We start from the raw sequence: 2,157 nt of genomic DNA on the forward strand, positions 1-2,157 counted from the left end.
CGTGCAGCCCGCGGCGAGGGCCGGGGCAAGCTTGAACATGGTCAGCGACTGCGGAAAGTTCCAGGGAACCACGATCGCGACGACTCCGACGGGGTCCCTGCGCACCACGGTCACCCGGCCCGGCCGGGCACTGACCCGGGCCTCCTCGATGGGCGTTTGCTCGGCCAGGTCGGCGTAGTAGCGGAGCGTCGCCGCCGGCCCCTGGCCTTCTGCCACGCGGGCGAGGCTGATCGGCATTCCGTTTTCTCCACTGACCAGATGGGCGGTCTCGTCGCCCCGCTTTGCGAGCTCGTCTGCCAGAGCACGCATCCAGGCGGCCCGTTCGGAGCCAGCAGTTCCAGCCCAGGAACCCGCTTGCAACGCCCGCCGAGCCGCGCCGACGGCCTGGTCAACATCCAAAGCGGTGCCGGTCGGCGCCGCCCCGAAGACCTGCTCGGTGGCAGGGGAGATGATGTTGGTCATCGCAGGGTCGCTCGAGGGTTGCCAGCGCCCGTCGATGTAGAGGTGACTGCGTTCTTCGATGATGGCGCTCATGCGGAATCTCCCGGAATGAGGATGGGTTTGATTGCCTTGCCGCTGGCCATGTCGGCTTCGGCCTGGTTGATGTCACTGAGGTCGTAGGTGCGGATCATCCGATCGAACGGGAGCTGACCTGCTCTCCACATCTCGATGAGTTGGGGAATGAGTACTCTCGGAAGGGCATCGCCTTCCAAGATGCCGGTCACGGTCTTCCCCATCGCGAGGGCATCGCCCGGAAGGACGAAGTCGGCACCGACGGCAGACACCATGCCGAGAACGCCGCGAGGACGAAGCGCAGCGACGCCAGCGGAGATGACCGGCATGACGCCGGTGGTGTCCAGCGCGGTGTGGGTGCCGCCCCCAGAGAGTTCGATGACCCGCTCACTCACCTCGGCGTTCGAGAGGCCAACCGCGTGGACCACGTCGGTGGCTCCCAGCTCCAGAGCGAGATCGAGACGACCTCGGTGGAGATCAACAGCGATGATCCGCTCGGCGTCGGCTGCGAAAGCGGCCATGACGGCGGACAGCCCCACTGCACCCGCTCCGAACACAGCGGTGTGGGAACCGGCACCTACGTGCAGGACATTGAACATGGATCCGACGCCGGTGAGTACGCCACAGCCGAGCGGGCCCATCAGCTCGAGTGGAAGGTCCTTCGGGACCGGCACGGCGTTGCGGGCAGCGACGAGGGCATGCGTCGAGAACGACGACTGGCCGAACCAGTGGGCACCGATCGGTGACCCGGTGGTGTCGAGCGCGCGCTGGTCCCCGGTTCTCGAGCGGCCGACCATGTTGCGGCCCCAGAAGGAGCGACAGTACGCCGGATGGCCCTCGCAGCAGGCGGTGCACTTCCCGCAGTGATCGAAGGAGAGAACGACCGAGTCGCCGACGGCCACGTCGACCACCGCGTGGCCCTTCATGACGACGACTCCGGACCCTTCATGGCCCAGGATCAGCGGTGGCGCCGCCATGAAACCGTCGTGTCGGGGGAGGAGGTCGGTGTGGCAGAACCCAGAGCCTGCGATCTTGACGAGGACTTCGTCGGGACCGGGGCTGGCGAGGGCGACGTCTTCCAATCGGAAGTGTCCACGGCGTTCACGTAGCACCGCGCTCTGAGCTTGCATCCGGACTCCTGTGATTGACCGTGCGTACGGTCAATCGTACCGTGGAAGCCCACACAACGCCACCACGCAAGGGAGCTCCCCGGAGTGTCGAATGACACCCCGGGGAGCTCGAGACGCGCTGCTGGGTGGAGCGGGACTGTCAGGCGACGGTAGAGGCCGCGTCCTCGGCGACGGCTGCGATCGCGGCGCGCACCGTTCGAGCGGCCTTCCCCTGTGCGTCGCTGAGCTGGGGCAATCGCCTGCGATTGATCAACAGGCTCCCGAGGGCGAGGTCCACGAACGCGCTGCAGATTGCCTCGATGGGACGCTCCCCGTCGGGATGGAACCACGTCCATGCCCACTGCGCCGAGCCGAACAGCAGCAAGGCGTCCACCGTGGGGTCGACCTCACGGAACTGGCCACTGTCGATCCCGGACTGGATCACGTCGCGGAATCGGGTGAAGTACGTCTGGCGAAGGTCGGCGCCCTTGGCCATGGATTCCTGGCCGGCGAGGCGGACCACCTCGCGCTGGAA

General features: G+C 66.9%; 2 protein-coding genes and 1 pseudogene. All 3 read right to left on the reverse strand.

What is annotated here, in order from left to right; genetic code table 11:
* A partial coding sequence (locus ACOADB_RS10115) for an aldehyde dehydrogenase family protein (RefSeq protein WP_378597834.1) occupies positions 1-534 on the reverse strand: 534 nt, incomplete at its 3' end.
* Positions 531-1,643 (reverse strand): NAD(P)-dependent alcohol dehydrogenase, encoded by a 1,113-nt coding sequence (locus ACOADB_RS10120; RefSeq protein ID WP_378597836.1) that lies wholly within the window; start codon positions 1,641-1,643, stop codon positions 531-533. The genes ACOADB_RS10115 and ACOADB_RS10120, both read right to left, overlap by 4 nt.
* Positions 1,644-1,782: 139 nt before the next feature.
* Positions 1,783-2,157 (reverse strand): annotated as a pseudogene (locus tag ACOADB_RS10125) (TetR/AcrR family transcriptional regulator); the annotation flags it as partial.

Origin of the sequence: Nocardioides sp. CPCC 206348 (genome assembly GCF_048654705.1) — a bacterium.
Taxonomy (GTDB): domain Bacteria; phylum Actinomycetota; class Actinomycetes; order Propionibacteriales; family Nocardioidaceae; genus Nocardioides.

Excerpts from the sequence above, each read along its gene's own strand:
- ACOADB_RS10120 (WP_378597836.1), bottom strand. The coding sequence starts at position 1,643 with ATGCAAGCTCAGAGCGCGGTGCTACGTGAACGCCGTGGACACTTCCGA.